The organism is Bacillus sp. FSL R9-9530, from assembly GCF_038008145.1.
GTDB lineage: Bacteria > Bacillota > Bacilli > Bacillales > Bacillaceae_G > Bacillus_A > Bacillus_A mycoides.
On the sequence record NZ_JBBOYO010000003.1, the window covers coordinates 18,544 to 44,785 of the forward strand.

The 26,242-nt window shown below is 32.8% G+C and carries 20 protein-coding genes; 14 read left to right on the plus strand and 6 right to left on the minus strand.

The window, feature by feature from the left end:
• The first annotated feature begins 60 nt into the window (after positions 1-60).
• The 5 genes from MKX66_RS30185 (at position 61) to MKX66_RS30205 (ending at position 5,828) form a co-directional block, all read left to right on the plus strand.
• Positions 61-1,086 (plus strand): DUF3991 and TOPRIM domain-containing protein, encoded by a 1,026-nt coding sequence (locus MKX66_RS30185; RefSeq protein WP_341088187.1) that lies wholly within the window; start codon positions 61-63, stop codon positions 1,084-1,086.
• A 229-nt stretch (positions 1,087-1,315) separates the two neighbouring features.
• Positions 1,316-1,906 carry a type III toxin-antitoxin system ToxN/AbiQ family toxin gene (locus MKX66_RS30190; RefSeq protein ID WP_341088188.1) on the plus strand — a complete coding sequence of 197 codons (591 nt, stop codon included), beginning with the start codon at positions 1,316-1,318 and terminating at the stop codon, positions 1,904-1,906.
• 357 nt (positions 1,907-2,263) lie between these two features.
• Positions 2,264-4,405, plus strand: coding sequence for a type IA DNA topoisomerase (locus MKX66_RS30195; protein ID WP_341088190.1), 2,142 nt, complete (start codon positions 2,264-2,266; stop codon positions 4,403-4,405).
• Between the two features lie 29 nt (positions 4,406-4,434).
• On the plus strand, positions 4,435-4,881 hold the full coding sequence (locus tag MKX66_RS30200) for a CPBP family intramembrane glutamic endopeptidase (protein ID WP_341088191.1): 447 nt from the start codon (positions 4,435-4,437) through the stop codon (positions 4,879-4,881).
• A 575-nt stretch (positions 4,882-5,456) separates the two neighbouring features.
• Positions 5,457-5,828 carry a hypothetical protein gene (locus MKX66_RS30205; protein WP_341088193.1) on the plus strand — a complete coding sequence of 124 codons (372 nt, stop codon included), beginning with the start codon at positions 5,457-5,459 and terminating at the stop codon, positions 5,826-5,828.
• 426 nt (positions 5,829-6,254) lie between these two features.
• Here MKX66_RS30205 and cas9 read toward each other — a convergent pair whose 3' ends face one another.
• Positions 6,255-9,461: a type II CRISPR RNA-guided endonuclease Cas9 gene (cas9, locus tag MKX66_RS30210; RefSeq protein WP_341088195.1), complete on the minus strand. Its 3,207-nt coding sequence runs from the start codon at positions 9,459-9,461 to the stop codon at positions 6,255-6,257.
• A 2,056-nt stretch (positions 9,462-11,517) separates the two neighbouring features.
• Between cas9 and MKX66_RS30215 the strand changes: the two genes are divergently transcribed.
• From MKX66_RS30215 to MKX66_RS30235, 5 genes are all read left to right on the plus strand, one after another.
• A complete protein-coding gene (locus MKX66_RS30215) occupies positions 11,518-11,958 on the plus strand; it encodes a hypothetical protein (RefSeq protein WP_341088197.1) in 441 nt (146 codons plus the stop codon).
• Between the two features lie 79 nt (positions 11,959-12,037).
• Complete coding sequence (locus MKX66_RS30220; RefSeq protein ID WP_341088199.1) at positions 12,038-12,835, plus strand: hypothetical protein; 798 nt, start codon at positions 12,038-12,040, stop codon at positions 12,833-12,835.
• Positions 12,836-13,537: 702 nt separating this feature from the next.
• A complete protein-coding gene (locus MKX66_RS30225; RefSeq protein WP_097822048.1) occupies positions 13,538-14,077 on the plus strand; it encodes a hypothetical protein in 540 nt (179 codons plus the stop codon).
• A gap of 19 nt (positions 14,078-14,096) precedes the next feature.
• Entirely contained in the window at positions 14,097-14,822 is a 726-nt protein-coding gene (locus MKX66_RS30230) for a hypothetical protein (protein ID WP_341088200.1), read from the plus strand.
• An 11-nt stretch (positions 14,823-14,833) separates the two neighbouring features.
• Positions 14,834-15,496 carry an ATP-binding cassette domain-containing protein gene (locus tag MKX66_RS30235; RefSeq protein WP_341088201.1) on the plus strand — a complete coding sequence of 221 codons (663 nt, stop codon included), beginning with the start codon at positions 14,834-14,836 and terminating at the stop codon, positions 15,494-15,496.
• Positions 15,497-15,719: 223 nt separating this feature from the next.
• Here MKX66_RS30235 and MKX66_RS30240 read toward each other — a convergent pair whose 3' ends face one another.
• The gene (locus MKX66_RS30240; RefSeq protein WP_341088202.1) at positions 15,720-16,718 is read right to left on the minus strand and encodes a tyrosine-type recombinase/integrase; all 999 of its coding nucleotides are present in this window, start codon (positions 16,716-16,718) and stop codon (positions 15,720-15,722) included.
• Positions 16,690-17,307: a recombinase family protein gene (locus MKX66_RS30245; RefSeq protein ID WP_341088205.1), complete on the minus strand. Its 618-nt coding sequence runs from the start codon at positions 17,305-17,307 to the stop codon at positions 16,690-16,692. The genes MKX66_RS30240 and MKX66_RS30245 overlap by 29 nt, the downstream gene beginning before the upstream one ends.
• A 269-nt stretch (positions 17,308-17,576) precedes the next feature.
• Between MKX66_RS30245 and MKX66_RS30250 the strand changes: the two genes are divergently transcribed.
• The gene (locus MKX66_RS30250; RefSeq protein WP_328069212.1) at positions 17,577-18,362 is read left to right on the plus strand and encodes a restriction endonuclease; all 786 of its coding nucleotides are present in this window, start codon (positions 17,577-17,579) and stop codon (positions 18,360-18,362) included.
• 203 nt (positions 18,363-18,565) lie between these two features.
• Positions 18,566-19,795: a hypothetical protein gene (locus tag MKX66_RS30255; protein ID WP_341088207.1), complete on the plus strand. Its 1,230-nt coding sequence runs from the start codon at positions 18,566-18,568 to the stop codon at positions 19,793-19,795.
• Between the two features lie 306 nt (positions 19,796-20,101).
• Here MKX66_RS30255 and MKX66_RS30260 read toward each other — a convergent pair whose 3' ends face one another.
• Positions 20,102-22,375: an AAA family ATPase gene (locus tag MKX66_RS30260; RefSeq protein ID WP_341088208.1), complete on the minus strand. Its 2,274-nt coding sequence runs from the start codon at positions 22,373-22,375 to the stop codon at positions 20,102-20,104.
• 889 nt (positions 22,376-23,264) lie between these two features.
• On the opposite strand from MKX66_RS30260, the gene MKX66_RS30265 reads away from it, so the two are divergent.
• Both MKX66_RS30265 and MKX66_RS30270 read left to right on the plus strand, forming a co-directional pair.
• A complete protein-coding gene (locus MKX66_RS30265; RefSeq protein ID WP_088038713.1) occupies positions 23,265-23,681 on the plus strand; it encodes a DUF1259 domain-containing protein in 417 nt (138 codons plus the stop codon).
• A 223-nt stretch (positions 23,682-23,904) separates the two neighbouring features.
• Positions 23,905-24,363 (plus strand): hypothetical protein, encoded by a 459-nt coding sequence (locus MKX66_RS30270; RefSeq protein ID WP_341088210.1) that lies wholly within the window; start codon positions 23,905-23,907, stop codon positions 24,361-24,363.
• Between the two features lie 112 nt (positions 24,364-24,475).
• Here the strand turns inward: MKX66_RS30270 and MKX66_RS30275 are convergent, their stop codons facing one another.
• Together MKX66_RS30275 and MKX66_RS30280 are read right to left on the minus strand one after the other, a co-directional pair.
• Complete coding sequence (locus MKX66_RS30275) at positions 24,476-24,733, minus strand: YolD-like family protein (protein ID WP_341088280.1); 258 nt, start codon at positions 24,731-24,733, stop codon at positions 24,476-24,478.
• Between the two features lie 459 nt (positions 24,734-25,192).
• Positions 25,193-26,158 carry a hypothetical protein gene (locus MKX66_RS30280; protein ID WP_002144228.1) on the minus strand — a complete coding sequence of 322 codons (966 nt, stop codon included), beginning with the start codon at positions 26,156-26,158 and terminating at the stop codon, positions 25,193-25,195.
• Positions 26,159-26,242: the final 84 nt, after the last annotated feature.

Genomic DNA, 26,242 nt, shown 5'->3' on the forward strand with positions numbered 1-26,242 from the left:
AATAAATCGAAAAAGACCATGTAAAAAAATGCATGGTCTTTTTTTAATGGAGGGATTTTCATGGAACAACAAAAGAAGAATACCAAAAGATATACGGAAGAAGAAATTGAAAAGGCAGCATCTCTTGATATTGTGGATTATTGTATGCAAAACGATATACCCGTAAAGTCTGACAGTGAACGTTATTACCGCTTAGCGGAACACGATAGCTTAATCATCGATAGGAAGAAAAATCAGTTCTACTGGAACAGTAGAGGGGTTAACGGGAATATTATTAAGTTTGTACAGGAGGTAGAAGATGCTTCGTTCCCTGGGGCGATGCAGCAATTACTGGACGGAGAACAGGACTATGAAAAAGCTTCAGAGGTTATATTTGTGAGTGAGCCTTATGACTGTGACCATTTTGCAAAAAAAGAAGTACCACAATTGGATAGAGCAAGGGAGTATCTGACTGAGGAAAGAAAGATTGATCCGCAAGTTGTAGATGCATTGCATAAAAAAGGACTCATTAAACAAGATAAGTACAACAATGTATTGTTCCTGTGGAAAGACCGTGAAACGGGAGCGGTAATGGGTGGATCAGAGCAAGGAGTTGTAAAATCGGATAAATACAAACGTGGGGCGTGGAAAAGTATACAAAAAAACTCTACGGCTAACTACGGTTTTAACGTATTGCAGGGCGAACCTCGAAACCTAAAGTTCTTTGAATCATCAATTGATTTACTAAGCTACGTATCGCTACAAAAACACGACCTCAAAGATACGCATTTAGTTAGTATGGAAGGGCTGAAACCACAAGTGGTATTTAATTACTATATGAAGAGTCAAGAGCGTATTGGTGATGTTCCTGATAGTCTTTCACTATGTGTAGATAATGATAAGGCAGGTAAAGCTTTTGCGGAACGATTGATACATTTTCGATATGAAAAGAATGATGGAAGCATAGTTGCATTTAAACCTGAATATCCGCAAGCGCCGTATGAAGAGAAAAAATGGGATTGGAACGATGAATGTAAGCGAGTAGCCAATCAGCGAGAGCAAGGAAGGCGAACTGCTTACTTACAACAGATGGGCAGAGAAAGATAAAAAAAGTGAAATGATGTTGAAAATGTTGATTTTTATTAGTAAACCGCATATAATAAAGGTACAAAATTAGAGTAACCTTACTTTAGTAGGTGCGAAAAAATTGGTGTAACTCTACCGTAGTGAGTACCAAAAAATTGGTGTAGCCTTACCGTAGTAGGCGCTAAAAAAGAATTTTAAAAGTAGGGAGAGTTTTCTTCCTACTTTTTTTGTTTCTAGGGGGAGAAGAAATTTGACTAGTAAAGATAATCCTAAATTTTACACCATTTCAACTGAATATATAGATTATCTAAGAGGAGTGGATAGTAAAGTACCTTTTAATAAAGATGAACAGCATAGCAGACCGTATGTAGGTGTATTGGAAAAAATCAATGGTCATGATTATTTTGTACCTTTAACATCACGTAACGATAAAAATTTTAATAGTCAGGTCAGTGTAAAGTTATTCGATAATGATAATGCTGAGAAGCGAATTGGAGTTTTATTGGTCAATAACATGATTCCAGTCCCAGAAAAAGAGTGTAAAGAAATTGATATAGCAGAAAAAACGGGGGCAGATCCTAAGTATGGTAATTTGATGTTAAAACAGTATTTATTTTTGAAAAAAAATATGGATCGAGTTTCTAATAAAGTGGAAAAAGTATATAAAGATGCAACTGTAGAAGGAAAGCCTTCGCATAAGCAAAAATTCTTAAAAGGAGTTTGTTGTGATTTCCCTAAATTAGAAGAAAAGTGCCAAGAATATAAAGAAAGAGATCAAGCTAAAGAAAGAGATAAAGCTAGAAGAATAGCATATATGCGTCAAATGGGGCGTGAGAGATGAAAAACAAAATAAAAGATGATAATTAAACAAAAACAATATATAATCAATATATAGAAATTCAACGGATTTCTTTTTCTGTTTCACCTCCGTAATGATATAAATGAAAAGAAATAGAGACATATTCAGCGGAGTTCTTACTCGTTCACCTTCGTAATGATATAAAATAAAAGAACGATGATTAAATTAGAATTGTAAAAGCAGGAGGATTATTCTTCCTGCTTTTTTTGTTTGGTGAATAGAGATTGTTTGAAGAGCGACATAGCGATATGTTGCTCTTTTTTTGTTAGATCGTAGGAATCATAGCGCTATGTTATTTGTTTTCCACTAAAAAATTATAAATGAGAGGAAGTAATACACATGACTACATTAATTATTGCGGAGAAGCCATCACAAGCGAAAGCATACACGGAAGCATTCCCGAAAGCAGAGAAGAAGGATGGATACTTTTCTATTGCGCCTTGTTCCTTAATGCCGAATGGAGCGAATATTACATGGGGGTACGGGCATTTAGTAGAATTGAAAGCACCACAAGATTATAAAGTAGAGTGGGAAAAGTGGGAGATTTCACAGCTACCAATCTTACCGGAGCGCTACGGATATAAAGTATCAGCTGATAAAAGAAAGCAGTTCAACGTTGTAAAAAAACTAATGAAAGAAGCAGACTGTATTACAATCGCAACGGATATTGATAGAGAGGGTGAAGCAATCGCACGTTTAATCATTCAAGAAGCAGGCTGTTCTTCTAAAAAAATGAAACGCCTTTGGATCAACAGCTTAGAAGTGGATGAAATTAAAAAGGGATTTCAGAATCTGAAGGAAGGTGCGGAGTTTGAGAGTATGTTTGCTGAAGCACAGGCTCGTCAAATTAGTGACTGGGCAATTGGTATGAATGCAAGCCGGTTATATACGCTGTTATTACGTCAAAAAGGCGTACAAGGTGTTTACAGTGTAGGGCGTGTTCAGACTCCTGTTTTATGTCTTATTAATCAACGGCAGCAGGACATCAAACACTTTAAACCATCTCCTTTCTTTGAACTGGAAGGGCAATTTAAGGGAATGAACGGAACGTATAAAGGAAGATACAAAGAGCGATTCCAAACAAAAAATGAAATGGTATTGCTACTGAAGAAACATCAGCTTACTGAAGGAGCGAATCAGCAAGGTGCAGTAAAATCTGTTGAAGTAAAACCGAAGAAACAAGAAGCGCCAAAGTTGTTCTCTCTTTCTTCCCTACAGGCTTTAGCGAATAAAAAGTACAAGTATTCACCTGCTGATACGTTGAAAATTGTCCAAGAGTTATACGAAGCAAAACTTGTGACCTATCCACGAACAGACTGTAATTTCATTACAGAAAATGAATTTGCTTATTTGGTACGAAATCTAGAGGGATATCAATCTATTGTAGGAGTACCATTCCAACCAAAATCATTAGAGCCGAATAAACGCTACGTTGATAATCAAAAAGTACAAGAGCACTATGCCGTTATAGCGACTAAAAATGTTCCTTCGAAACAAAAGGTAGACCAATTAACGGACAAGCAGCGCAACTTGTACATGGAAGTATTAAAGAGTGTATTGGGTATGTTCCATGCGCCTTACGAATATGAGGAAACGATTATTACAACAGATATGAATGGATTGGAGTTTACGACAAAAGGAAAAGCGGAAAAAGCGTTAGGATGGAAAGAGCTATACAAAGCGGATCAGCCTAGCGAAGAAGAGAGCGAAGACAGGGATTCTCTCCTTCCTGTTGTGCAAAAAGGTGAACTTGTACAAGGGAAGATACAAACGAAAGAGGGTATCACAACACCACCAAATTCCTATACAGAAGGGCAACTCATTACATTAATGAAAACGTGCGGTGCTTCAGTAGAGGATGAAGAAAGTAAAAGTATCCTAAAAGAAGTAGAGGGACTTGGTACGGAAGCAACACGAGCTGGCATTATTGAAACGCTCAAAAAACAAGAATATATAGAAGTGAAAAAGAATAAAGTGACAGTTACACCGAAAGGTGAAATTCTTTGCGAAGCCGTGGGCGGCACATTATTAGCGAAGCCCGAAATGACAGCGCAGTGGGAAGGGTATTTGCGTAAAATTGGGAAGAAACAAGGATCTAAAGAGGTATTTGTTGCGAAGACAGGAGAATTCACTAAGCAGCTGATCGTGAATGCTACGAAGTCGATTGATGAGCTTCAGATAGATAGCAAGGTACAAGAAATGAAGACAAAGGATTCCGTGGGAAAATGCCCGAAATGTGGAAAAGAGATAGCAAATCGTAAGACTTTTTATGGCTGTACAGGTTACAAGGAAGGTTGCAAGTTCTCTCTTCCAAGCGAATTTTTAACAAAGAAAATCAGCGAAGCAAACGTTAAAAAATTATTAACGGGTAAGAAAACAGGATTGATTAAAGGAATGAAAGGGAAATCAGGAAAAGAATTTGATGCGTATTTGAAACTAGATTCTAGCGGAAAGATCACATTTGAATTTGCTAAAAAATAAACGAGAATCATAGTAAGGGGAGAAGAAAGTTGAATGTAAAAAGATTAGTAGAAAAGGGAAAATGGGTGTTAATGACGACTGGACTAGCTATTATGTCCAGTCTCTTTTTTTCCTATATAAAAGGCTATTTTGGAATTGATACGGGCAATGCAGAACACGTAAATGCAAAAGTGGAATTGAATATCTTCTATTTAATTGTCCCTCTATTAATTGCTCCTGTAATCGAAGAATGGATTTTTAGAAAGATTCTACCGTTAGGAATAGGAATATTATTTGAGCGAATTAATCGTACAACAGCGATTATTATAGCTAATGGCATCTTTGCAGCCGTGCATTTTGATTGGTTCATCTTCCCTTACTTTGTGAATGGTTGCTTATATGCATGGAGTTATGAAAAAACCAAGGATATGAAAGTGCCAATAGCAGCACATGTTACATTTAATTCTTTTGTATTCTTGGCTACAAGCCTGTATTAAAAATGTACACAATTACACAATTACACAATTACACATGTGTAATTGTGTAATTTTTTTTGGAGAACAACGATTGTGCAACACTATATTAGTCTTGATTTGAGACGTTTCGTTATGTATATGAGAACATGGGAATTGTGACCGGTCATTCATTTGCATGTATTAAATAGACATAGCGCTATACGAGGCATTTGTAATGGATTAGTAAAGGAAATGATAAAAATAATGATATGTAAGAGTAGCTATGTTTGGAACATATTTTATTGGTTAAAACTATATATAAAATAATTCAATTTCATTTTGGAGGTAATGTGTTTTTAGGAATGTTTTGTTTCAACCCTTAAACGCCTATAGTCCCGAAAGAACCAACGCTATGATATGGTTGAGTTGTAAATAATGGGTACAATGTATCAGCTATAGTTCCAAAAGAAGCATTGCTATGATATGGTGGCAACTTATGGGTGCTATACGTGAAATGCAGCTATAGTTCCAAAAGAAAAATCGCTATGCTATGGTTGTAACAGAAAGTGCAATATCTGCTTGGGAAGCTATAGTTCCAAAAGAACCAACGCTATGATATGGTCATTGGAAATGTAGTACCTCATCAACGTTGGCTAAAGTTCCAAAAGAAAAACCGCTATGATATGGTTGTAGATGTATTTAAATCACGTAGACAGCTGCTAAAGTTCCAAAAGAAAAACCGCTATGATATGGTTGTAGATGTATTTAAATCACGTAGACAGCTGCTAAAGTTCCAAAAGAAAAACCGCTATGATATGGTTGTAGATGTATTTAAATCACGTAGACAGCTGCTAAAGTTCCAAAAGAAAAACCGCTATGATATGGTTGTAGATGTATTTAAATCACGTAGACAGCTGCTAAAGTTCCAAAAGAAAAATCACTATGATATGGTCGGAATTGATGCTTGGTTTAAGTCTTGGAAGCTATAGTTCCAAAAGAACCAATGCTATGATATGGTCATTAGAAATCTGTTTAATAGTTATGCGGTGCTATAGTTCCAAAAGAAAAATCACTATGATATGGTCGGAATTGATGCTTGGTTTAAGTCTTGGAAGCTATAGTTCCAAAAGAACCAATGCTATGATATGGTCATTAGAAATCTGTTTAATAGTTATGCGGTGCTATAGTTCCAAAAGAAACATTGCTATGATATGGTTCGCTGGTAATTGCCGACTCGGACTAAAATGCTATAGTTCCAAAAGAACCAACGCTATGATATGGTAGATGTCGAAAAAAACCTTGTCACTAGAGGTTTAGACAAGGCTTTTTTATTTGATAAAGGAGGGAGTTCAATTGTTTAGAATGTGATTTTTTTCTTTTTAAAATAAAGTAAGTTGAATTCTTTTGCTACCATTCTATATCGCCATCCCCATGCGTTTTTCTTCCTTTATTTTTGTATAATGTCCAAGTACATCTACTTGGTATTTCTCAAACAATAGTAATTGCTTTGAGCCTACATTTGCTATAACACTACCATCGTGTGTTTCAACAGTAATCCCCGCAGTTCCACTATGAACACCTTTAAAATATCCTATGAGTGAGGGGAGTAATACCTCGTTTTTCGATACAGTTGTTCTAGCTTTAATTGTTTTATTTTTTGAGGGGACAATTTGAATTAGATCATTGGGAAAAAGACTAAATAAAAAAGTAAAACTAGAATCAATGGTTGTCCAATCCTCATATCCTTTTCCAGCTGTAATTGCTTTTTGAGGTAAGATATTTTTCAAAAGATCAATTGTATAAATGGGAATTAAATAGTACTTATCCTCTTTTTTGAATACATCAGTACGAGCAATTTTACTATTATATACGACGCCTTTTCCTTGATTAACAGGATTAACAATGGTTCTTGTATCCATTATTTTAATAGATTTTATAAGTGGTCCAATTTCTCCTGATTTTGTAGGTTTGTATAAGGGTTCTTGGAATGATTTACGTTTATCTTTTTCATGACTTAAATAACGTTCTTTTATGGCATTATACGTATATAAATCAGTTTCTTTTCCATACATGGGAAAATCACCATTGGCATCAAAAGGAATATCTTCTAATTTTGTTTTTATTGCGGTTAATACTTTTCCCTTTTCATTATAACCAAGGAATTTTCGAATCGTTTCTTGATGTAATTCACCAGTAATAGAGCGCTTGGGCATCCTTGAAACGAAGATAGGTTTAATGTCGGATAAATTGACATCGGCGTAATTTTTAAAATGAATTCCCTTTAAATATTGCTGGGTATTTGGAGAAATTCTTGCTTCTAATTCTAAACGAAATCCTTCCCAAGGTTCAGGAAACGGCAACCGTTTGGCTTGTAGATTTCTATTTAGCTCTTTTAACTTATAATACTTTGTTACTCTTTGAATCATGTCATCGGATGTGACAGCAACGATTACCGCATCTAAAGCATGATGAATATGTCCCTCTTTCCGATCTTTGTTAAATCCCCATCTACTACGCAAATGAGATGTTATAATTCCACTAACTGTACGAACCTTTTTTTTACTAGAGCTTTCAGAGAATATGAGGTGTTGTTGAATAAGGGATGTTAGATATATGGTGGCATAACGGGTATCATTGAGATTGCGTTCAATAAATTCTTGTTCTCTTGCATATGAAAAGTTTTGTAAAAGTAATTTTTGTTGTTTCTTAAAGTTAATTTTTTTATTTGACTGTACTCTTGTTTCAAATTCATCCCAAATTGAAGTATTCCCCATGTATTCATAAGGGGTTTTGTTTGCTTTACGCTGATTTTCTGTTCCTAGTGTTAATGTTTTGTTGTTATAGCTGTCATCTAAGCTACGGCTATAAGGGAGTATGTGATCTACTTCCGTATAACCTTCTTCAAATAATCGATGTGGTTCAATGTATTTTCCAGAATACATACATCTACCATCTTGCTCACTCCAAAGTTTAAATTTCACAATATTTATTCCTGAGGGGTTAATGTTTCCCAATTCTTTTAACTTATGAATGGCGTGTTCATTCTTTTTAGAGTTATCTTGGTACCTACTATCTATTTCTTTTCTTTCTTGGAATGTTTTTGATAGTTCTCTTGCAGTTTCGATATGGATTGCGTTTGGAGAACCATATTTTTTTATAATGGCATTTATAACTTTTCTTGTTTGTGAAAGAGCACGATGTACAACAGGATTTGTATTTTGAGGGATAACAGGCAGATACTTTGTTCTTTCTGTGTAGGATGTGCCCTTAAAGTTATATCCTGCCTTCTCACACGCTTTATCGTATGATAGACCTTCTTCTAAAAAAGGAATAATATTTTTTAAAGCTTTAAATGATAAATGTCCCATTTTTGTGAAATTTAGATTTAATAATGCCTGAATAAATGTGTCATCGTAGGTTTTTTTAGCTAAATTCTTTATAGGTTTTCCTTTTGCATTTACATACTTATTTTGTAAATATTCTAGGATATCTTTATCATCTTTAAAGATAGTTAGTCCATATGCAATTGTATCGTAATCTATAGGTAATAAATTTGGGGTGTTCTTTCCATAAACTTGTTTATATACCTTGTTAATAGAGTGATATTCCTTGAGTTCTATACATCTTTTATTCTCTAACGTAGTATCTACTGTATCAGCTGAATATGATAGACTATTAAACTGAAATTCGTTAGGAATGGATAGTAATTTTCGGATATCAATGTATTTAACAATAGGTTTTTCAAGTGCTAGATTCATAATTTGTTTCTTTTCTTCAAAAGAAAGTTCCTCTATCTTGTCTTTACTAATCAGTCGGAGGTTGTTTATGGTTTGTAGCGCTACAAAATATTGGAATGACCAAGAAGCTGTAGGCGTTCTTTTTTCTTTAGGCTCTAAGGTACAGTAACCAATCATTTTTTCAATTTGATCTTTAGAAGCATAGGGACGTTGAGATGCCCAGATTTCTAAGTAGCTACTTTCAAATTCCTCTGTTGCATAATCGTTTTTGTACAAACGTTGTGTATGGAATATCATTTGTATTTCATCTTGAAGTTGTTGACGAGTAACAGTTCCGATATAAGTACCATCCTTATTTCTTTTATGGTTTTCAAACTTTTTATCCTTTAGAATCATTTCTCCAACAGTTCTATAATTTTGTTGCTCCATGATCTGTTGATTTTCTGAAATGCTCTCTAAGATTTGTCCATTTTCTGAGAGAGTGGTTTCTTTTCTATTAGATTTAAACCCTCTTCTTTTTGCAAGATGAATAAGAACTCTGGTAAACTCTTTTGGATTCAATTTGCGTTCTAGAGCATCTAAACGTAAGTTCCAAACATCGACTTCAGTAGCACTTTCATATAAATGGTTAAGTTCAGTCTTGGATAGTAAGCCTTGTTTTACTAAAAGTATCTTTATTCGTTGCATTCTATGTTTTTTACGGCGTAGGGTTCTCCTAGTAGAGCGAGCGTCACGCCTAGGTGCAGCCAACGATTTTCCGTCTTTGGGATTTTCAGCTTTATCAAAAATACGAACCCCTAAATCTTCAATTCTCTCTTTTTCTTGATTGATTACAGCCCAACCACAAGATGCGATTCCAATATCCAATCCTAATACATATCGCAATTACACAACCTCCTTCACGTTTCTCAAAATAAAAGCACCTTAGCCTTATGCTTAGGTGCTTTTCTCATGGGGAGAATATCCATACAGGATAAGGCGATCCCCAAACGCCACGGGCCATTGCCCTTACTATAGTAACGTAAGAAACATCGCTATGATATGATCCTTATAGTTGCATTATTAACCCTAAAAACAAACTTTATACCTAGATAAACGTATAATTATAAAAAATAAGGAGATTGGGAATAATAGTGATATGAATTAATTAAGAGGAAGATTTCTTAACTTGTTAATATTAATGCTATTATTCCGTAGAGAATATTGCTATGCTATGATTTTCGTTGCGTTGAGTTGTTCACAATACTAGCTATAGTTCCATAAGAAATATTGCTATGATATGGTCAATTTGAAAATGATGAATCGAATGCAATGGCTATAGTTCCCTAAGAAACAACGCAATGCTATGATTGAGTTACGTCATTAAGTTAATACTTTCTAGCTATAGTTCCATAAGGGATGTTGCTATGATATGTTTCTTAAACAATAGGCATTTTCATTTTATTTGTTATAGTTCCAAAAGAAAAATCGCAATGCTATGATGTCTTGCATGGTTAATGTGGTGAGGTCATGGCTATAGTTCCATAAGGAATATCGCAATGCTATGATGAAAAGAATATGGTGAATGAAAAACGCAAGGCTATAGTTCTTTAAGAAACAACGCAATGCTATGATTTTGACATGGCGCGGTATGATAATGATTTGGCTATAGTTCCCTAAGAACCATCGTAATGCTATGATTAATGATGTCAAAGGCATTAAAACATTGCAAGTTATAGCTCCATAAGGAAGGTCGCTATGAAATGAAACCTGTACAAATAGTTACCCTTGTATCAAGGCTATAGTTCCAAAGTAAATACTACTACGCTATGATTGTATTTCAATGGCAATTTGGAAGCCGCAGCTATAATTCCTTAAGGAAAATCGCAATGCTATGTTTAACGATCTTAAAGAAATGATTCAGCGGCAGCTATAGTTCTCTAAGAAACATCGCTGTGCTTTGATTAAAGAGCTGTTATAAGCTATGAAAACTACGCCATAGTTCCCAAAGAACCATCGCTAAGCTATGATAGTTGTCTAAAGAACCTTGTCTTGATAACACTAGACAGGGTTTTTCTTTTGGGAAAAGAAATGATTACTATCATTTTATCCCCGTAGTTCTCTCGTTTTTGAAAAAACACTATATATTTTTGCTTATAGAACTACTAAACATGGAAGTAGAGAGATGTCTTTATGTTACTTTTAATTTGGTTTTATCTCAATCATTTGAATTTGAAAAACAGCACTATTCGTTATGCCTACCACTTGAATTTTTTCTTTTAACATTTCCATCCCCATATAAACTCTTTAGGACAGTATCATTCATACTAATTATTAAAATTAAAGATGAAAGTTATGCAGGTCTCTTTGATGGGGTTGGAAAAAATACCGATTATGCATAATTGCATAATCGATACAGAATTATTTTGTTAAAATTTAAAAGGAAAGAAATATAATTTTACATTACGTGGGTATAGAGTTTAGCTTTTATTCTTCTTCCCTAATATAGATAATATAAAAAAGCTTGAAGGCATAGTTCATGCCTTCAAGCTTTTTTACTTGAGTTTAAACGTCATTTATTATTCTAGATTTGGAATAATATAATATTAGTAATAGAGGAATGGATAAAGTTTTTAATTCAAAGTATGTACCTGTTAAAATACAGTTGTTTTTTTCTTTCTTTCTTATTTTTAAAATGTTCCTTACTACTTAATTCTGTATATAAAGTCGATAAAAATTAATTATAAAATAAAGAAAAAGTAAAAAAAGGAAAAAAAAGTTTGCTTTTGAAATGTTTGTAGTATAATATAAATTTTGGCAAGTTGCCCAATATATAGAGAATAGACTTAAAGAATGAGAGGCCTCTCTAGAAGGATATTCAAAATGCACTTATTATTACATATACGATAAATATCAAATGTAAATTTAATGATTTTTTGTATATTTAAAAGGAGAAAAAATTATGTTGAAAAATAAGATTAAAAAGGTTTTAGGTACAACACTCTTAGCAGGTGCTATTGTCGCTGTTGGATCTGGTGCGATTACGCATGCAGATACTAAGGATACACACTGGAATTTTGCATTTGATGCAGGTTGGGATGGTAATGGCAAACATAGTGATTATACTGGGTATAGAACAAAATATAACGACTCAAGTGTATACAAAAAAATTCAGTGGACTAATAATGGCGGTGAATCATATAGCGCTTGGATTGAGATGGGACATAATGGGGAAATTGTATCTAAGGCTAAAAGATATACTAGTGATGCATATGGTGTCTATAAGATACCTAATAATGCTTATGAACTGTACCGTCAACGTGATGTAACAATAAGGGCAACTCTGGGTGGAAATTTTACATCTTGTAGAGTAGAAGGAGTTTGGAGTCCTGATAGTAGATAAGATATGTAAATGAAAATATTATTTACAAATAAAAAAAGTGGTGTAATGGTGCACCACTTTTTTTCTAGAGGTGATATGTATGGATTCTATATTAAAATTTGAACTATCAAGAGCTTTTAAAGGTATGCCTTTTTTAATTTCACTTGGTCTATTTATGTTGTATATGATTTACAATATTCTCTTTGAAGTAATACCTACAGCACAAGAAGAATATATGACAATCGATTCCATAACTCCTATGTATTTATGGCTTAATGTAAATGAAACAGGGATTTTGAGAACAATATTCTTTTTTATGCCACTATTAGTGGTATTACCATTCAGCTGGTCGTACGCAGCCGATAACCATTTAAACTACACTTGTTTTCTGTATGTAAGAGCAAAGAAAAAGAAATATTTACTGGCTAAATTTATAGCCACATTTTTAACTGGTGGAATCTTATTTGTGTTTCCTCTACTTGTTCATTACATCATTTTAACTTGTCTGTTTCCAAATTGGCCGGCTCATTATGGTACATTTCAAGTAATTAACGGTTCGTTAATGATTGATTTGTTGTATTCGAATCCAATTTTTTACGTACTATTCTATTGCTTAATCAATTTTTTATATGCTGGTTTCTTAGCAGTTATTGGTTTAAGCGCCGGGTTATTTACTTCCAAAAAATATATTGTTTGCTTAGTTCCATTTTTTATTTGGATTATTATCTCAGCAATTTGTGAATTTGCTGGTTTGAATAATTGGTCGCCAGAAAGATTCTTAAGACCATCGGGAGTAAAAAATGCATCTTTAATTTTTATTATTGTTTTTTGGATTTCTATGATGTATATCACTTTAACTGTATTTCTCAAAGTGGGTAATAAACATGAACTTAATTAAACGGCTCTTAGAGACAATGAAAGGTATCTTACCTGTATTGTTTTTTATCGTCTTTACTTTTAACATAATTGCCTTATTTTCTATGTATTACATAAAAAGAGCGAATAATACTGATATAACAGCTTTTTTGCACTATAGCATGAGTGAAAATATACTTGCTTTAATTCTAGCGCCATTATGCTTGTTGTGTATCATCTCATTCCTTCAAATATACGAAAGCGATATGATAATTGTTCGTATTCGAAACCGAACTAAAATTTGGTATACAATGGTCTTGAAAACCATAATAATCGCCATTTTATTCAGCTTTTTATACGAATCTATTCTCTTATTTTATAGTATTTTATTTAACTTGAATTTCAACACGAATATTCTCGATTACTGGATCAGAGGTTTTTTACTATCAATTGGGTTGTTAGCTATCTGTTTATCATTTTTAATAATTAGGTTAGTAATAAATCAAACTTTAGTTGCATTTTTGTTAGTATGTGTTTGGTTAATGAGTGAATTACATCAATATAATCCCGTACGCCTATTTATTTGGCAAACAAGTATACAAACTCAAGAAGAAGGAAATTTGAAACTTTTTATACATGCATTTCTATTTTTGCTGATCTTATCATGTATATTCTACAATATTGGATTACGAGTTATAAAAAGAAAATCTTTTATTTCCCAAAGTATCAGAGGTGAAAAGTGAGAATGAACAAAAAAAAGATAGGTATCATAACTATAGTATTTCTTATATTAGGAACTACATATTATTTTTTGTATACAAATGTTAATAAAAATACACCTGCAAAAGTAAATGTATCAACATTCCAGCCTGGAGAAGTTGTGAAATTTGAAGATGTATCTATGACTGTAAAATATGAAATGTCAAACAAACCCTTTGAAGGTAATGAGGAATCTCCAAAGGTTTATAAGTATCTAAAATTTTATGTGACAATTGAAAACAATGGAAAAAACGAAATTAATCCTTCCTATATTCTTGATAATAATGACGTGCGCATTGGGAATCAGCTCTTTGCATCTGAAACAAAAGGAGAGATTTCCAAAATACAACCTAATCAATCCAAAACTTATTTAAAATATAGTGCCCTTACTAGAGATGATGTAAAATATGGTGTTTACTATAGTATCCTTCCGACAATAAAAAAATCAATGCTTCTTAGTAAGGAGGAACAAAAACAAGTTATGCTTAACCCTATAGAATGGGTAGTCATGAAAAAAGAAGGGTAGAATTATATTGAAAAATATATTGAGATACGATTTGCTGGTTTCTTTTTATACAAATCGTTGGAAATGGTTAGCTTGTTTTAGTATCTTTGGTATAATCACACTTCTATTTAGCCAAACAAGCAATAAACCAACTAGTGATGTATTCATAAATTATTTTTTTAAAGGTCCAAAACTTCCTGATTCTAGTATTGAGATACCGTATATGTTTTTACTCGTACAACTTTATATTTTCTTTATTATCGGAAATAATGTGTCTGAGGATTATAGAACCTATAGTATGTATATTTTTACAAGACTTAAGAAGAAAAACAAATGGATTATAAGTAAAATATGTTGGCTAATTATCAATATCACATTTTATTATGTAACTATGTTTCTTCTTTTTATAACTTTCACTGGATTTAACTTTACATATAACGATACAGGACAACCTTATAATATAATACTGGCGATCTTCTTTTTGATGTATACAACATCTTTATCACTTGGTATGTTTCACGTGGCCCTAAGCATGTTGATTAAGCCAATATTTAGTTTTATAATACTGGGGATTTTTTATTTAATTCCTGTATTTGTGAATTCTTCTTTTAGTCCTGGAGCACAAGCAATGCTTACTAGACATGCACCATTTACACATACGAGTCTATTAGATTCATACATATATAATTTTATTGTTTTTGCCACTTCGTTATTTGCCTTTTTTATAATTATAAAGAAAAAGGATATTATGAAGGAGGAAGAATAGAGGGTGAATTTATGGAATATATTGTAGAAATAAAAAAAATAACAAAGGTAATAAAAGGTCATACTGTATTAAACAATATAAATTTACAATTAGATAAAGGGAAAATTTATGGATTTCAAGGGAAAAATGGATCGGGTAAAACCATGCTATTACGTGCAATTTGTGGTTTAATAAAACCTACCAAAGGGGAAGTTTTCGTTAACCAAAAGAAACTTGATGATAATTTTCCAGACAGCATTGGAGTATTAATTGAATATCCTGGTTTTCTTCCAAACTATACAGGATTACAAAACCTAAAATTACTAGCTTCTATCCAAAATAAAATCAATGAGGAAGATATTAGAAAGGTTTTAATACAAGTCGGCTTAGACCCAACCGATAAAAGAAAAGTGAAAAAATATTCATTGGGAATGAAACAACGATTAGGAATAGCACAAGCAGTAATGGAAAATCCAGATATTCTAGTGTTAGATGAACCCACAAATGCATTAGATAAAAATGCTGTTAAGATTGTAAGAGAGCTCTTATTAGATTTAAAAAAGCAAGGTAAAACAATTATTATAGCTAGCCACGATCAAAATGAATTACAGGTATTATGTGATGATTTATATACTATTGATACTGGTGAAATTGTTGAGCACTACACAACAGATCTTTCTGATTTACAGGGATAGAACTATAGTATTATTAAGCTAGCAAAACAAAGTCTCTTTAAAATGAAAAACGCTATCCTTTCTTTCTGTAGAATCATAAGAAAGGATAGCGTTTTTCATACTAATTACGTTATTTGATGGATTAATTTAAAGTTATTTATTTGTAAATGCTTTGTTGGGTATTTGTGTAACATTTTAGTTATTCATGATAGGTATATAAAATTTACACAGCAAGTACAGAATTTTAACCCTTGTTCTCGTTAAAGTTTGTATAATACTTACGATATCTTTTTAGCGATACATGAGTCTTAAACCCGACTTGCTTTACGATATGTTCATCCGTACATCGCTGCTGGAACATCTTTAATATAAAAGTGTTTCGAAAATGTTGTGCAGAAATTCCCTTTCGAAGATTAGCACGTTCTACCTCTAAACGAATCATTTTTTGAACGGAAATTTCCGTCAGAAATTTTGGTGCATCTTCGTCATAACTCCAAACGTAAGTCCCTAACCTAAAGTGAAAAGAAACAAAGAGTGGATCATCACTGTGATATCTAGGACGTACAGGTTCAGGAATGGTTTTATAATAATTATATAAGTGTAATTTATCTTCTTCTTTTAACTGGATTGTACGATTGATTTTTGTATCATCAGGTATTGATAGTGTATTGTTCTCGAAACGAACATGTTTCATGCGTAAAGAGATAAGTTCATGCAAAGAAAGTCCGTAGTCTAGGAGCAAGATTATAATAGAAAGATTTCGCTCTAAAATCATTGGACGAGTAGAACGTTGTTTTTCTGTTAGTCCCTCCAATGAAGCAGATACTTCTTTTAGGCGTCGCTCTTCTTGTGGAGAAATAAAATCTTCAGTACGCAATGCACGATCAGGTGGAGCTATGTGTATTACACTTCCAATCGGGCTTGGTAAATCTAAATACTCATACAGTCTATTAAGGGCAATGTAAATACGATGTACCGTCTTATCAGAATACTGACGTTCCTCGATTAAATAATTAAAAAATACTTCGAAATCCTTCTTATATAGAGATTCCCAATTCATTTCATCAGAGTCAGAGAATCTTCCTGATTGCTGCATCCAATGAATACAGCTTTCCACATCGTAAATATATCGCTTTATTGTAGAGGGCTTTCGTCCTTTATTTAATAGATAAGAAGAAAATCCTTGTATTGTATCTTGGTTTTTTCTTGTAATGTTATTGATTTTTATTCCTCCTTTCTTCAAATCTTTTAACCACTCTATAAAATGTAGGACTCGTCATATTACACATTCTCATGGCATCTAGTGCTGTTATCTGTCTGAATTTCCATTTATTATAGGCATCAATAAATTCTTGAGTTATTTCAGTTCTGGGTCTTCCTAAATGTTTTCCTTTTTTCTTTGCAGCGTCAATACCCTCACGTTGGCGAGTTTTTATTTTTGTTCGTTCCTCTTCAGCAAGCCACGATAAGATTTGAAGTACCAAATCAGTAATAAGAGTCCCTAAACTATCTTTATATTGAGTTGTATCTAAAAGTGGCATATCCAATACGACAATATGAGCCTGTATATTTTGGGTAATATCTTTCCATTCCTCAAGGATAGCTTCTTTATTTCTTCCGAATCGATCCAGGGAATGGATATATAAAATATCGTCTTTTCTTAACATGCGTTTTAGAAGTTGGTATTGTTCACGATTAAAGTCTCTTCCGCTCTGCTTATCGACAAAAATATCTCGTTCGTCAGTGATGAGTCGTTTCATTGCTTCAAGCTGACGATCCTCATTTTGGTCTTTGCTACTGACCCTTATATAACCGAATTTTCTTGTATTCAAAATAAATAGACATCCCTTCGAAATTGTTTCTACTAAAATTATAACAAAAATACTTCAAAAGGTATCTTTAATTTTTAGTACTTCAAAAACCCCGTTTTAAACCTTCTGAAGTACTAAAATTCATAGAGTTTAATGGACTTCAAAAGGTGTACCTTTTGAAGTGTATTGCGAATGAATTCATTTTGTTATTTTTACCAAAAGGGTATTTAAGTATGATAGTTTATTAATATAGATGTTTTTCGCTATTCTAATACACAGGAGGTACTCATATGGAAAGAGATCTTAAGTGGTTATGGGAAAATCAAAAAGAAGGTGCAAGATCAAAATTTGAAGAAATCTGCTATAATATTTTTTCGAGAGAATTTGCTGGCGATGCTGTACATAAAGTGGAGGTTACACAAGGTGATGGTGGAGTTGACGTTTTTATCAAGAAATCAAACGGACAATACACAATTGTTCAATGCAAATACTTCCTTGATAGGTTAAATGATAGCCGTAAAAGCAATATTCGAAAATCATTTAAAAGAGCCGTAGAAAAAAATGAGATGGATAAATGGATTTTATGTGTCCCTATGGACTTTTCACTCGAAGAGCACAATTGGTGGAGTGATTGGAAAAGTAAACAAGAAGATAAGGTTGAAATAGAGCTTTATGATGAAAGTAAATTAATTTCATTATTGAAGAAACATGATTTATATGATGAATATTTAAACACGGTACGTTTAGATAAGGATTTCCTAAAAGAAATTGTAAAGCAAGATGAAAAGAAAGAAATTCATGATAAATTATATTGGTTAATTAGTGCTATTGAAGATGGTGTATATGACACTTATTATATTGTGTCGGCAGCTGATCGCTTAGGGTATTTAAAAGCACACAGATTTTTTAAAGGAAATAATCTGTTATATGATTTGGAGAATTTAGCAAGATTATATACTACCTTTGCAGAAGGAAGACATTTGTTCGGAAAGATATTGAAGGATGAAGAGCATATTCAACAAGAAACATATTTGCGAAAAAAAATTGTTGAGGAATATAAAAAGTTAGATTTTTAATGTGGAAGCGTCTAAAGTTTTTATAGTATAGGAGAAATTATAAAAAAGAGAAGAGATTATCCTTCTCTTTTTTATTTAAGATTAATTAATTCTTCGAACTTAAATTGCAACGGTGTACTAAAAGCATCTATATAATGAATGGATCTATCTATTACTTGGACTTATAGATGTAATGCGAAAGAAGTATTTTTTTGGAGGATAAAATGACAATTTACAATTTTTACTTTGATGAATCATCCCATGATAGAGCTATTACATGCAAGGATACGGGTCTAAATATATATAAAGGGGCTCAAAACGATTTGTTTTTAGGTGTTTTTTGGGGATTTAAACAGGAGAAAGAGCAAGCGTATCAAGAACGATATTTATATATTGAAAATCAATTTAAGCAGATATACGAACTCAAAAAAGGTCAGGAATTTAAAGGTACTACAATTAGTAAGAAAAATTTTAAATTTGGTTTTAGATCATTTAATCCAAACACACTAAACGTTTATACTAAACTATTTGAATTTATAGATGATAAAGAGATTACATTGCATATTCATATGTACAGTAAGACTGAATATCTGATTTCACAATACTTCGAGGAAGTGTATTTACCTCCTTATGTAAATAGGAATTCATTCATTTATTCTATAATTAAATTTCTATTTAATTATAGAAATGAGGAACTTATGGAATCTCTATTTACCAATAGAAAAACGAGTCCGAAGGAGTTTTTAGCCGACCTTAAATTAATGTTGAAAAAGGTTATTAGCAAGACTGAAAATGTAGAAAGAAAAATACATGAAACATCAACTTTACAAGATATATTATGTATTTTAGATAATATCTATATTAAAGCCCAGCCAAGAGAAAAATATGAATGGGATTATAAATATCTTTTTATAGGTCTCCGTGAATTAATAGAAGAGCTAAACATTTCACCGAATGATGTACATTTAACTATTGATCCAGAAGGAAACAGGAAAATTTATAATACAGCAAAAAGGCAAGATTTTCACTATGTATATGACGATGAAGATTCCTCTGAAAATACCTTAATAAGAGTAGCGGATATTCTTAGTAATATGTTGCACCGGTTAACATTGGCTTTATATGAATCTTTGAAAGAAGTCCCTTTTGTAAATGCAGATACACATGATTATGTTACTAGACATATTTTGAATGAAGAATGGTTTGATATTAAGAACGAAGAAGTATATCAATTATATGTAAGGTTAAATAGAATCTTAAAAATAACCAACAAGAATTATTGGACAATTTTTTCTGGTATTTATTATGATTACGCTCTAATAATGGTTTCTTTAATAGAATATATCGGTGAAGTGTATGAGAATTTTAACCATTTTAATACTGTAACAGCTAAAGAGCATACGGAACAATTTAATATTCATGTAACTAATAGATTAGCAGCAACATTTTATTAATACATGTTTTATATATTTGTATAAATTAAATTTATTCGCCTTGAAACACAGTGAATATGGTACAAAAAAAGAATCCTAATAAGGCTGAAATAAAGAAATAATACAAATAAATAAGAATCATATATTAAAAAATAAAGAAGAGCCCTATATTAATAGGGCTCTATTTCTATGGCTTTATTACAAACTTTTGCAATATATTTTACCAAACCAGTTATTGGATAGCTCATTAATGAAGGATGTTGAGTAAATCGTATTCCCTATTTTTGTATTATCAAAATCAGTCGCTCTATATTCAGTTTTTTTGTTTTATTCCTCACTAATTGCCACCTGTGCTATTCCAGACTGTATTTCATCTAGACTTTTAGCTAGGTTGTCTTCAAAGTTGGTATCTTGTATTGGGGATTCATATTGATAATCACCTAGCATCATATCAAAATGAGCTTTATGCCCTTCTAATTTAAATATCTGTTTGAAAACATAAAAATACCTATGTACTATATCTTCATTATTTTCTATATACAAGTCTTCACTAATATAATGTGATCCATCATTTATCCAAGAAATTAACGAACGACATATCAGCTTTTCTTCGAATTGAAATTTATTTTCTAGTTCATCAATGCTAATATTCCCGAAAAACTTAAAATAGTTCTCTAATATTCTTCGCATAACATTTTGGATGGAAATCAAACTCCGATTTTCTTTGCTTTTCAACTCTTGCCAAAGCAATTCATACGATGTTTTAATTGGGTTTTCTTTGTATTTCTGAATAGACGATATATTATTGTTTTTTCTCACAATCCAAAAGCTACCGTCTCCGAAACGCTTTTTCCCTTTATTAAAAGTAATTTCCTTATGAAAATATATGTTATGAGTCAAAAGAAATAGTTGTTTAACATCAGATGTACCTTCTTTGATATCAAACATTATCTGTCTAACTAAGCTACTTACCATAAATAAAACATTGCTATCCAAGCTTGAAATAGGGTCATCAATAACGACCACTTTATCCATCACAATATCTTCTTTATGATTACTTCCATTTAAAAGTTGGTAAAAATATAAGAAAGTGATAAAAGTTCTTTCTCCTTCACTCAAAGTATCTTTAACATCTTCCCCATTTTCACGAACGATTGTGTAAAAACCTTTTTCAGTAGAAGCCGCTAGTTTGAAGTTTGAAAATCCAAAAGAGATAAGAATTTTATTTATCTCACTTACAGAATACTCCACACTTGTGACTTGTTCTTGATATTGTAACAAATCTTTCTCAAAATTTCGTTTATGTGCTTCCTTTTTCTCTTTAGACTGTTTCATGCCCATCAAAGTTTTATTTACAATATCCATTTTTTGATTAAATTGTGCGGTATTCGTTTTATTTAATTCAGTAATATATCGCCACATATCTTTTGCTAAATTTTGTTTCTCGGATTTTATATTTTCAATCGCATTATTATATTTATCAATTTTCTTATTTGCATTTAAGATTTCCAGATTTATTTCTGCTACAAAATTTAATAGGCTAGTAATCTTTATACTCCTACTGGGTTCTTTCTTTTTTTGCTCTATTAAAAGTGTATTCTCCTTATATTTTGCCTCTATTAACTCCAATGTTCGGTGTATTTTCTCCTTATTTAGAAAAACTGCCTCACCATTATTAACTAACATATTAATCTGATTTATCATCTCTTTCACACTGTGTATGTATTTATCAGAAATATCCTTCAAACTATTCATTTGTTGTATATAAGTTTGATCAAAATAACTATTCAACTTTTCTTCAAACTCATTTGGTAGAGTTTGTTGGCAAAACGGACAAACTCCATCTGTTTTGTTAATTAGAGTGTGTCCTTGTTGTACCCAATCACTAATATTTAACTTAGTAACTAAACTTGATATATCAACATCTTCTTTACCTAAAATTTTTCGTTCGAAAATTTCATTGCCTACTAGTTCACTTCCAAAGCTAACATTACTATAACGTATTACCTTCTCTACCGGACGATCAAATAGAGATTCTTTTTTTATCCTTATCTCTTCAATTGACTTTAGCTCTCTAAGTGTATTTGCCGATTCTTCTAAGCATTTATTCATAAATTTTATTCGAGACCCTCGGTAACCTTCAATTAAATCTTTAAAATCAACTTCTATTTTATTTTTTACCGTCCAACATTGCTCTTTAAATTCATCCACTAATGATTTTTTTTCCATATCTTTTTTAGTGTAAAGATCATCTATATTATTAATTTCACTCGCATGTTTCCGTATTTCATCCTTGAAATCTTTAATTTTAGCTTGTAGCTCCACTGATTCCTTACCAAGCGTAAATATTCCCTTGATTGGATTATCTAAACTAAAATTTTCGTTTACAAAGTTACGGTTATAAACATATGTAGTTATCTTTTTATCATCCCATTCCAATGTACAATCAGGAAAATCTTTTTCTTTTCGAATAAACTCTGAGATTGTTGTTTTACCCGTACCATTATTACCATAAATGAAGTTTATCTTTTTCAAATCATCCAAATAAGTACCTGATTGATTATAAGTAGCAATGTTTTTTAAGGTGATTTTTTTAATCAATGTATTCTCCCCTTGTCTATTCACAATTAATATAAAATCACTATTTTCTAATTTTTCCCTTCCTTAATTATACCACTGCCTTCCAAAATTAATATGTATACTCCTTTCTTTGTCTCCTAGGTTTTGTAATAAGGAGTCACTATCAAAACACAAAAAGGACTTATAGGAATCCCTACAAGTCCTTTTTTAGATAATGTAAAAAAGTTAAAACAAACTATCTCATAATTTGAATCGGAGCAAACACTCTAACTACGGGTTGCTTTCATTATATACCAAATCTTAACATGTAAGGTTTTAAAATTTGAAAATTATGTGAATTAAGAGGAACTAAGTATTAGGTTCTTTTACTCCTAAAAATACTAATTGTTCATTTGTATAAAATGTTTTTAATTAGTATCAATATCGTAATAAGTTATTGAAAATGTAATTATAGGTTAATAAAGAAGAATGAGGGATTCTTACTGAAAATGATATATCTATATTCAGTAAGAATTTATACATGCAAAATAAAAGTATAGTTATGTTCACATTTAAACTATAAAACAGATATTTGTTAACTATCTCTATTCTTTTGCTGGCTGAACCCCATCACCATCAAGCTAAGGAAAACGAGATACCCCAAAAACGAAAAGCTAACTTCTTATCCAAAAAAGCTAAGAAGTTAGCTTTTTTGGATACTACCGATAATGAGACGTTATGTTAACCTCATATGAATTGCGTATACATCGTTATTCCTTCGTTTCTCGCTTTATCCTATATATTGGCATGCCAAGTGTGTTTATATCATATATTGATACAAGTAACCATATATACCCTATCTGTATGATATATAAATCAATACTTCAAGTAGTATAGCACTCTATTATAGTGAGAAAGGAACATCAGATTTATGAACAACCTTAACGTCCTTTGTGAACAATTTGCTAAAATTTTTAATGGGAAAAGCAACATAAATCAGGGTGTTTGTTCTGTATCTTTGCGTCGTAATATCAAAGTGTTTGTTCAAGGACGACCAAGCATCTCTGTGATACCGGTCGGGATATCTTTTGAATCGTTAGATCAAAATGGTAATGCGTTAAACTTTGGAGAAATTGCTATTTTACAAGAAGAAATTCCTTTATTTATGCAATCAATTGTTCAACAGGGGATTATTGTTAGTGCCTTACATAATCATTGGTTATATATGAAACCATTGATTATGTATATTCATATCCAATCTGTTGAACCACCATTAAATTTCGCGAAAAAATTGGCAAATTCTTTTTCAGTTTTAAGTAGTTATCCAATTGCTGATAATGAGAGTTAATGTTAAATAAATCATATTTATTCACTTCCTATATCGGAAATTATGTAAATAAGAAACCCCTTTAGCCAAGTAAACTGAAGGGGTTTTTCTAGATACATTGAATACCGATAAGTGGGGTTATGTAAACCTCATATGAATATGTTATACAACAAAAGTCCTACTTAATAAGGATGTAATAGGAGAGGAAACCTAACCCAAATAAGCATTTAGGAGGAAAGAAAAAATGCGGAAATTTATTTGGGTATTAGTGTTGGTTATGATAATTGTTGTAAGTCCAAATCAAATTCAAGCAGATTCTTCACCGTCTTTACCATGTAGTTTAATATTAGAACCCATCAATAAAGAGGATAAGAATGCAAAAGGAGTAGCATTGGTGTATAAGGTGAAGCTGACACTAAGTTTCCCACGAACAAGTATAAGTATCCATGCTCTTCACTTACCTGATCCAAGTACTTTGGGCAATTATGACATGTATGAGGGATTTGCTTTTATTCCAGATGAAATCAGTTGGCGTTTTAAAATGTTTCCCTCTGTTGAAGAGGGCAGTCCTACATGGGCAGGAAGAATTGACATTATTACAGCTGAAATGAAAGGTGTTCAAATTCAAGTGCGTCCTTCCAATTCAAAGAAAGAGAAATTAGGACGGCCAATCCTGACAAATAGCATAAAATACTGTAAATGATTTTTTGAAAAATATTGTAGGTATAACTTCAGCTAATAGGAATTATGTAAAAAAGCTAGCATGGATCTAGCTTTTTCTTTTTTATTCATGGATGTTCTAATCTCTTTATTTGTCATGTTTTGAATGTATACTTTTCTATCCGTTTTTGAGAAAAACAAGTGAAATGAGATAAAATCAGGGGGAATGAAAGTAAACTAATATTCAAAATTTTACATTGATGAAGTTGGATATGGCCGTTTCTAAAATAAGATAAGTGTATTTCTTCTTTTGATAAGATTGCTTGCTGAATATTACACTCTATTTCTTCTAATTGTTGTGAGTCCAATAGGGGCATCTCTATTTTTGTTTGTTCTTGAATGATACTTTGAATTCTGTGACTTTACCCATAAAGTTGCCGCTAAAGGAAGCATATCCTTGCCGGAAATTACATGTTTTTGAGGAGATTTAGTTGATTGTTCGAGGGAAAAGGAAGCATATCTTTGCCGTGGATAAATTATTAACCCATAAGCTTGCCGTGAATGCTGTTGGTTTGTAAAAAAGTTTGATCAAAAGCATGCTACAAAAATTGATTTTTCAACAGAAGAAACCCAAACATTTTGAAAAAAGTTTGATCAAAATGCTTGGGTTATTTGTTGCTAGTGAATAATTTTTTATAAAAAGTTTAATCATTTTTCTACCTGTGTTTGCTCCACAATCGCGCCCTTTAATCGAATAAACCACTAATTATTTTTGCTCTCGAAAATCTTCGATTGTAAAGTACACTAACTCTTCTCCACGCGAAATGAGCTCTTGCACAATTTTAATAGTCCGTGGTTCTGTGTAATCAACTTCAGTTGGACTCATCTCGAAGGGCTCGACGGCGTTCGTGCAGCACCAGCAGGATAATCATCCCCATTATTACACCTAAGACGATGCCGGCCTGTGTGGTCAACAACCATGCCAATGGGTACTCTGGGGAGGGTGGCGCATCGAGTCGAACTGAAGATAAGGCGGAATAGAGGTTGTTGGAGAACAACGCTCCCGATGAAATCCATGTCGCTGCCATAGGAGGTAGAAACCACCTTGATCCACGGCGGGATGATACCACCAGTATGCCCCACGCACCAGCAAAGGACCACACACCTGTACTCAATGACAGCAGGTACCACCATACATCGCGTCCCTCCATAGTTGCCTGGTCGATGCCAAAAGAGCCACCAACTGCCCAAAACACCTTGATGACACCGAGCAGAATGCAACCGGCAGCGACAATCCTAGCTAAGATGATCTGTAGTTGTAAAGTATTGCCCGGCAACTCCTTGTAGTCGGTTGTGCCACTCAGCGCCTCTGGCCAACGTGCCATTGCATACCCCGCTAATGCAAGCGGCAGGAAGATGCCAATCCCGAAAAGTGAGATCATGACGAAGATCTGCTCGTATACCCAGAAGTCGGCGGCACCTGCTTCTTGATCCCGAATCATAGCTGCAGGGCCCAGAATCGGTGCAATCAACAAAATGGGAACGAGCAAACCGGTACCAACCCAAATGGGTAGAGCGACCAACCACGCAGGTAGCCGCTCCCCCCATGGCCTGCAAAACGCCATTGCAAGAAGGATGCCAATCGCAGCGAGAACGGCGGTTACTGCGTTTATAATGCGCCAGCTGGCGTCACCCATTTGCTCGGTTGGAAGGAAGAAACCAAAAGTCCATACAATTTTGATCAGCAGGTAAGGTGTTACTGCTATTGCCGCACTATAACCGCAGATTCTACGCAACCTCATCAATCTTAAGGCCTTCCTCTCTGCACTAATTGCCATCTTCTCATCTCCTCTACAAGTTCTAACTCACTTTGTTTCATAATTATATATTCACAACTATCCTAATGCCTTTAAACCTTCTTT